This window comes from Streptomyces sp. NPDC058678, assembly GCF_042714835.1.
Classification (GTDB): Bacteria; Actinomycetota; Actinomycetes; order Streptomycetales; family Streptomycetaceae; genus Streptomyces.
Window position 1 is genome coordinate 22,553 of record NZ_JBHXSG010000090.1, and the last position, 7,244, is coordinate 29,796.

General features: G+C 69.8%; 5 protein-coding genes. All 5 read right to left on the reverse strand.

The genetic code is table 11. From position 1 onward, the window contains the following. Positions 1-4: 4 nt before the first annotated feature. Complete coding sequence (locus ACFWWR_RS43575; protein ID WP_383867584.1) at positions 5-1,093, reverse strand: glutamate--cysteine ligase; 1,089 nt, start codon at positions 1,091-1,093, stop codon at positions 5-7. 110 nt (positions 1,094-1,203) lie between these two features. Then, positions 1,204-3,414, reverse strand: a complete 2,211-nt coding sequence (gene glgB, locus ACFWWR_RS43580; protein WP_384309750.1) for a 1,4-alpha-glucan branching enzyme — start codon at positions 3,412-3,414, stop codon at positions 1,204-1,206. A gap of 3 nt (positions 3,415-3,417) precedes the next feature. Beyond that, on the reverse strand, positions 3,418-4,776 hold the full coding sequence (locus ACFWWR_RS43585) for a maltokinase (RefSeq protein WP_383867588.1): 1,359 nt from the start codon (positions 4,774-4,776) through the stop codon (positions 3,418-3,420). Positions 4,777-4,804: 28 nt separating this feature from the next. Next, positions 4,805-6,523, reverse strand: a complete 1,719-nt coding sequence (gene treS / locus ACFWWR_RS43590; RefSeq protein ID WP_384309753.1) for a maltose alpha-D-glucosyltransferase — start codon at positions 6,521-6,523, stop codon at positions 4,805-4,807. Then, positions 6,520-7,244 (reverse strand): DUF3459 domain-containing protein (locus ACFWWR_RS43595; RefSeq protein WP_384309757.1); only part of this gene is annotated, 725 nt, incomplete at its 5' end. The genes treS and ACFWWR_RS43595, both read right to left, overlap by 4 nt.

The following is a 7,244-nucleotide window of genomic DNA, read 5'->3' on the forward strand; positions in this document are numbered from 1 at the left end:
CGCCTCACGCCTGCGTGATGCGCACGCACTCGGTGACCACGTCCCTGAGGCTCCCGGACCGCTCCATCAGCGCGCGTTGCACCCCGGCGCCGCTGCCGAGCCGCAGCAGCTCGGCGCAGGTGTCGCGGGCACGGTCGAAGTCGCCGCTTTCCGTGAGGGCGTCCCCGACGTGGTCGAGCAGGGCCCGCACCACCGACTCCGCCGGCATGCGCCGCATGGTCGTCGGGTGGAGCAGTTCCTCGGTCAGCCCGGACCGCGCCGCCCGCCAGGCCGCCAGCCGCAGCAGGCTCACGCTGTGGCCCAGTGGCTCCCGGCCCGCCCGCCACTCGCGCGCGGCGGTCTCCACGAGACCGCGGGCCAGGGTGGCGATCAGCACGGCGGTGCCCGAGTGCAGACAGACGTCCGAGACCCGGATCTCCACGGTCGGGTAGCGCCGGGACAGCCGGGCGTCGAAGTAGATCATCCCCTCGTCGAGGATCACACCGGTGGCCACCATGTCCGCCACCCTGCGGTGATAGCGCTCGGCCGAACGAAAGGGCTCGGTCGGACCGGCCGACGGCCACCGCTGCCACACCCGGCTGCGATAGCTGCTGTAGAGCGTGTCCTTTCCCTGCCAGAACGGGGAGTTGCCGCTCAGCGCGGACAGCACCGTCAGCCAGGGCTGGATCCGGTCGATGACGGCGACGCCCTCTTCGTCGGACTCCACGGAAACGTGCACATGACAGCCCATGACGAGCTGTTCCTGGGTGGCGATCCCGTACTGCTCGGCCATCCACTGGTAGCGGCGGCCCACGCCCACGGAGGGGCTGACGGGCAGCGGTGAGGTGGCGAGCGCGGCGACCGTGCAGCCGATCTCCCCGGCGTGCCGCGCGGCCTCCTTGCGGCAGCGGACGATCTCCGCCCGCAGTTCCTCCATGCCCGACTGCGGATGCGTCGCGAACTCCAGCATCTGGTTGTGCAGTTCCTTCTCGAAGACGTCCTGATCGGCGCCGTCCTGCGCGGCGCGGGCGAGGACCGCGGCGGACAACGCCTGCGGCTCGCCCGTCTCCGGATCGACCAGGAGGAGTTCCTCCTCCACTCCGACGGTGCGCACCTGTATGCAGCCTTTCTCTGGCCCCGCTGCGGCGACGGGATCGCTCGTTCGTGTACGACCCCGACTGCCCCTCCGGAGCCGTTCGAACACCTGCCGTCGCCGCGGGGACCTCAGCCGGGCTGCGGAACCAGCCACACCGTCGCGAGCGGCGGCAGCGTCAGACTGAGGACCCCGTCCTCCGGTTTGACCGGGTCGGGCCGGGTGAGGTCGCTGCCGCCGTACCGTGCCGCGTCGGTGTTGAGGGCTTCCTGCCATGCGGGCACGGAGCCGGGCACGTGCAGGACGTAGTCGTGGCGGACGACGGGGGAGAAGTTGGAGACCGCGAGCAAGGGGTTGCCCTCGGCGTCGTACCTGACGAACGCGAAGATGTTGTCCTCGGCCGCGTCCCCCACCACCCACCGGAACCCGCCGGGGTCGGTGTCGCGCTGCCACAGGGCGGGGCAGTCGCGATAGACGGTGTTGAGGTCGCGGACCAGGTCCCGCACCCCGCGGTGGTCCGGCTCCGCGCCGTAGGCGGGGTCGAGCAGCCACCAGTCCGGGCCGTGGGCCTCGGACCACTCGGCGCCCTGCGCGAACTCCTGCCCCATGAAGAGGAGTTGCTTGCCCGGGTGGGCCCACATGAAGCCGAGGTAGGCACGGTGGTTGGCACGCTGCTGCCACCAGTCACCGGGCATCTTGGAGACCAGGGCCTGCTTGCCGTGGACCACCTCGTCGTGCGAGATCGGCAGGACGTAGTTCTCGCTGTACGCGTACACCATCGAGAAGGTCATCTCGTTGTGGTGGTACTTGCGGTGGACCGGCTCGTGGCTGATGTAGCCGAGCGAGTCGTGCATCCAGCCCATGTTCCACTTCAGGCCGAAACCCAGACCGCCGCTGTCGGTGGGCCGGGTCACCCCGTCCCAGGCCGTGGACTCCTCGGCGATCGTCACCACGCCGGGCGCCCGCCGGTACACGGTCGCGTTCATCTCCTGGAGGAACGCCATCGCGTCCAGGTCCTCGCGGCCCCCGAACACGTTGGGCGACCACTGTCCCGAGTCGCGGGAGTAGTCGAGGTAGAGCATCGAGGCGACGGCGTCCACGCGCAGGCCGTCGATGTGGAACTCCTCGCACCAGTACACGGCGTTGGCGACCAGGAAGTTGCGCACCTCGACCCGGCCGAAGTCGAACTCGTAGGTGCCCCAGTCCGGGTGCTCCGCCCGCCGGTCGTCCCCGGGCTCGTACAGCGGGTCCCCGTCGAAGCGGGCCAGCGCCCAGTCGTCCTTCGGGAAGTGCGCCGGCACCCAGTCCATGATCACGCCGATGCCGGCCCGGTGCAGGGAGTCGACCAGGTACTTGAAGTCGTCCGGTGTGCCGAGCCGTGCCATCGGCGCGTAGAAGCCGGTGACCTGGTAGCCCCAGGAGCCGCTGAAGGGGTGCTGGGCGACCGGCATCAGCTCCACGTGGGTGAAGCCGAGGTCCTTGACGTACGCCGGGAGTTCGTCCGCCAGCTGACGATAGGTCAGCCCTGGTCGCCAGGACGGCAGATGGACCTCGTACACCGAGAAGGGGGCCACGTGAACGGGCACGTCCCCGCGCCGGGCCATCCACTCCCGGTCGCCCCACTCGTACCGCGAGGAGGTCACGATGGACGCCGTGTCGGGCGGCACCTCGCTGCGCCGGGCCATCGGGTCGGCCTTGAGGAACCGGCCGCCGTACCGGGAGGTGATCTCGAACTTGTACCGCGTGCCCTCGCCGATGCCCGGCAGGAACAGCTCCCACACACCGGACGCACCGAGCGACCGCATCGGGAAGGCCCGCCCGTCCCAGAAGGTGAACTCCCCGGCGACCCGCACCCCCTGGGCGTTGGGTGCCCAGACCGTGAAGCGGGTGCCGGTCACGCCCTCATGCGTCATCGGCTCCGCGCCGAGCGCCTTCCACAACTGCTCGTGCCGTCCCTCACTGATGAGGTGCAGGTCGGTCTCGCCGAGCGCGGGCAGGAAGCGGTACGGGTCGTGCACCTCCTGTTCCTCCTCGGCGTATGCCACCAGCAGCGTGTACGCGGGGATCGCGTCGAGCGGCAGTACGCCGGAGAAGAGCCCGTCGCCCTCCGAGGCGAGCGGGCTGCGCTCGCCGTCGATCACGACGCTCACCGAACGGGCGAACGGACGCAGGGCCCGGAACACGATCCCGTCCGGCACCACGTGGGCGCCCAGCAGCGCGTGCGGGTCGTGGTGGGCGCCGGACAGCAGACGCTCACGGTCGGCGAGGTCGAGCGGCGGGGCCGCACCGCACCGGGCAGGTCCGGAGGGCTCGGGCACCGAGGGGTCGTCGCGCAGGGCCACGGGTCAGTCTCCTCTCACGGCGAGACGCTCGATCGCCGCCATGGGTACGGGGAGCCAGTCCGGGCGGTGTCTGGCTTCATACAGGACCTCGTAGACCGCCCGGTCCGTCTCGTAGGCACGCAACAGGCCGTGCTTCTTGCGCGGGTCCCATCTGGCGCAGGACGCGTAGCCCGCGCAGAACGCCTCCCGGCAACGGCGCGCCCATTCAGGACGCCAGGGGCGGCGCTGCCGGGCGGCGTAGTCGAAGGAGCGCAGCATCCCGGCGATGTCCCGCACCGGGGAGTGGGCGCTGCGCCGCTCGGCGAGCGGACGGGACGGCTCGCCCTCGAAGTCGATGACGAACCACTCCCGCCCCGCCCGCAGCACCTGCCCCAGGTGGAGGTCGCCGTGGATGCGCTGGGCCGGTGGCCCGGCATCGCAGGTGGCGAGGGCGCCGAAGGCGGCCCGCAGACCGGGCACGAACGGCTTGAGCGCCGGCACGCAGTGCGCGGCGGCGTCGAGCCGCTCGGTCATCGCCGCCGCCGTCCGGCTGCTCTCGCTGTGCGTACCGGCCGGGAAGGCCGAGGCCAGCGCGAGGTGCACCTCCGCCGTGGCCTGCCCCAGCTCGTGCGCCTGCGCGGTGAAGTCCTCACCCCGGGCGAGCGCGCGCAGCGCCAGCGTCCAGCCGTCGGACGCGTCGCGCAGATACGGCTGGAGCACGCCCAGCGTCGCCTCCTGCGGATGCGCCGTCCGGAACCAGGCCACCGGCGCGGGCACCCGGCTGCAGCCCTGCCCGGCCAGCGCGCCCGGCACCTCCAGGTCCGGGTTGACGCCGGGCTGGATGCGCCGGAAGAGCTTCAGGATGAACTCGTCGCCGTACACCAGGGAGGAGTTGGACTGCTCGGCGTCCAGCAGCCGCGGCGGCAGCCCGGCGGGTACCGGCACGGACGGGTCGCACTCGAAGCGCAGGGGACCGGCCGTCCCCGGGTGCCGCAGCCGGTCCAGGAGCAGCTGCGCCGACCGGGGGTCGTGCAGCGCGTCGTACACCGTCATCCCGGCGAACGGTCCCTGTTCCGCACGGCCGATGAGCGCCCGCCCGAGCCGCGGCGACAGATGCTGTCGCACGCCCAGCAGCAGCTGGTAGCAGTCACCTGCCACGGCGCCGCCGGGGGCCTGCACGGGCGCGGGGCTGGTCTGCACCAGCAGATGCAGACAGCCCGGGAACAGCTCGGTCATCGACAGCAGGGCCAGGTCCGTGACGGGCCTGTCCTTGCCCGCGAACCAGCGCTGCCCGGGCAGCCAGTCGCGCAGCAGGCCGCCGAGCGAGACCATCGGGTCGGCGACGACGGTACGTCTGGGGCGGAGGAATGCGGTCTTCGGCATGGTGACGCGTCCTTTCGTCGGCACACGCTCAAAGTCGTCGACCGATGCGGGATGCGACTCGGGAGAGCCGGAACCAGTAGAAGCCGTGCCCGCCGAGGGTCAGCAGGTACGGCAGTTCACCGATGGCCGGGAAGCGGACCCCGCCGAACAGCTCGACCGGGTGTCGCCCTTCGAACGCACGCAGATCGAGTTCCGTCGGCTGCGCGAACCGCGAGAAGTTGTTCACGCACAGGACGAGGTCGTCCTCGTACTCCCGCAGAAACGCCAGCACCGCCGGGTTGGACGACTGGAGCTCGGTGAAGGAGCCGAGACCGAAGGCGGGGTTCTGCTTGCGGATCTCGATCATGCGGCGGGTCCAGTGCAGCAGCGAGGACGGGGACGCCATCGACGCCTCGACGTTGGTGACCTGATGGCCGTGGACCGGGTCCATGATCGTGGGCAGGTAGAGCCGGCCCGGGTCGCAGGACGAGAAGCCCGCGTTGCGGTCCGGGGTCCACTGCATCGGCGTGCGGACGGCGTCCCGGTCGCCGAGCCAGATGTTGTCGCCCATGCCGATCTCGTCGCCGTAGTAGAGGATCGGCGAGCCGGGCAGGGAGAGCAGCAGGGCGGTGAACAGCTCGATCGTGTCGCGGTCGTTGTCCAGCAGGGGGGCGAGACGGCGGCGGATGCCGATGTTGGCGCGCATGCGGGGGTCTTTGGCGTATTCCTCCCACATGTAGTCGCGTTCCTCGTCGGTGACCATTTCGAGGGTGAGCTCGTCGTGGTTGCGCAGGAAGATGCCCCACTGGCAGTTCGAGGGAATGGCCGGGGTCTTGGCGAGGATTTCCGAGACGGGATACCTCGATTCCCTGCGCACCGCCATGAAGATGCGTGGCATGACCGGGAAATGAAAGGCCATGTGGCATTCGTCGCCGCCGTTTTGGTAGTCGCCGAAGTAGTCGACGACGTCCTCCGGCCACTGGTTGGCCTCCGCCAGCAGCACCGTGTCCGGGTAGGAGGCGTCGATCTCCTTGCGGACCCGCCTCAGGAACTCGTGCGTGGCGGGCAGGTTCTCGCAGTTGGTGCCCTCCTGCGCGTACAGGTAGGGCACGGCGTCGAGGCGGAAGCCGTCGATGCCCAGGTCCAGCCAGAACCGCAGCGCGGAGATGATCTCCTCCTGCACCGCCGGGTTCTCGTAGTTGAGGTCCGGCTGGTGAGAGAAGAAGCGGTGGAAGAAGTACTGCTCCCGCACCGGGTCGAAGGTCCAGTTGGACACCTCGGTGTCGACGAAGATGATCCGCGCGTCCTGGTACTGCTTGTCGTCGTCGGCCCACATGTAGTAGTCGCCGTACGGCCCGTCCGGGTTCTTGCGCGACTCCTGGAACCACGGGTGCTGGTCGCTGGTGTGGTTCATGACGAAGTCGATGATCACGCGCATGCCGCGCTGGTGGGCGGCGTCGACGAACTCCACGAAGTCGGCGAGGTCGCCGAACTCCGGCAGCACCGCGGTGTAGTCCGAGACGTCGTATCCGCCGTCCCGCAGAGGTGACTTGAAGAACGGTGGCAGCCACAGGCAGTCGACGCCCAGCCACTGCAGATAGTCGAGCTTGGCCGTGAGGCCCCTGAGGTCGCCCACACCGTCGCCGTCGCTGTCCTGGAAGGAGCGGACCAGGACCTCGTAGAAGACGGCGCGCTTGAACCACTCGGGATCCAGGTCCTTGGCCGGGGTGTCCTCGAAGGTGTCGTGGACGGGCTCGTTGACGGTCATGAGGCGGGGGACCCTCCGATCTGCGGCGTGGCGGACGACCGTTGGACGTGGAACACGTGTGCGGGCGCCCGGCCGGGCTCCAGCCGCACATAGTTGTTCCTGCCCCAGTGGTAGGTCTCGCCCGCCAGTTCGTCGTGGACGGACAGGGACTCGTGCCAATCCAGGCCGAGCTGCGGCATGTCCAACGAGACCGTGGCCTCCTGGGATCGGTGCGGGTCCAGGTTGACCACCACCAGAACCATGTCCGAATCCGTGCGCTTGCTGTACGCGATCACCGCGTCGTTGTCGGTCGGGTGGAACCGGATGTTCCTGAGCCGTCGCAGGGCGGGGTGTGCGCGTCGGATCGTGTTGAGCTGGGTGATCAGGGGGGTCAGGGAGCGGCCCTCGCGGTCGGCGGCTTCCCAGTCGCGTGCTTTGAGCTGGTATTTCTCCGAGTCGTGGTACTCCTCGCTGCCTGCGCGCAGCGGGGTGTTCTCGCAGAGTTCGTAGCCGCTGTAGATGCCCCAGGTGGGGGAGAGGGTCGCGGCCAGGACGGCGCGGACCTCGAAGGCGGGCCGGCCGCCGTGCTGGAGGTATTCGTGCAGGATGTCGGGGGTGTTGGCGAAGAAGTTGGGCCGCATGTAGGTGGCCGCCTCCCCGGACAGCTCGGTCAGGTACTCGGTCAGCTCGTCCTTGGTGTTGCGCCAGGTGAAGTACGTGTAGGACTGCTGGAAGCCGCTCT